This window comes from Vibrio sp. 1580, assembly GCF_033340055.1.
Window position 1 is genome coordinate 1 of the sequence record NZ_JAWOVT010000536.1, and the last position, 572, is coordinate 572.

The window sequence follows — 572 nt, forward strand, 5'->3', positions numbered from 1 at the left end:
TTAGACTTCGCTGAACTGGGTTTTGATTCAATTCTTGCGGATGAAGCGCACAGCTATAAAAATTTATCGTTCTCGACGGTTGCACTGTCAAATGTTCGCGGCATTGGTAACCCTGACGGTAGCCAGCGCGCTTGGGATATGTTTTGTAAAATCCGTCACTTAAACGAAAATAACGACCATGCAGGCGTTGTATTTAGTACTGGTACACCGATCTCAAATAGCATTATCGAGCTTTGGAGCATTCAGAAATACCTAGCCTACGACGAGCTGAAACAAGCTAATTTGCACTGGTTGGATTCATGGGCTGACTTGTACACAACCACCAGCAGCGAATTTGAGATCGACGCGACAGGTATCAACTTCAAACCAGTGTCACGCCTACGCTCATTCAATAACTTGCCAGAGCTGCAGGCTATTTATGGCTGTATTGCGGAAACCGTTACTAAGAAACAGCTTAACGACTACCTACCTAAATTAGCTGGTGGCTATAACATGATACCGCCAGTAGTCGGAGGAAAGCCGCAGACAATCTTTGTAGACCCATCAGATCAACAAAAAGAATTCATCGATTC

At 44.6% G+C, this 572-nt stretch carries 1 protein-coding gene; it reads left to right on the forward strand.

The window, feature by feature from the left end; genetic code table 11:
- On the forward strand, positions 1-572 hold a 572-nt coding region (locus R7093_RS27030; RefSeq protein WP_318147249.1), incomplete at both ends, for a hypothetical protein.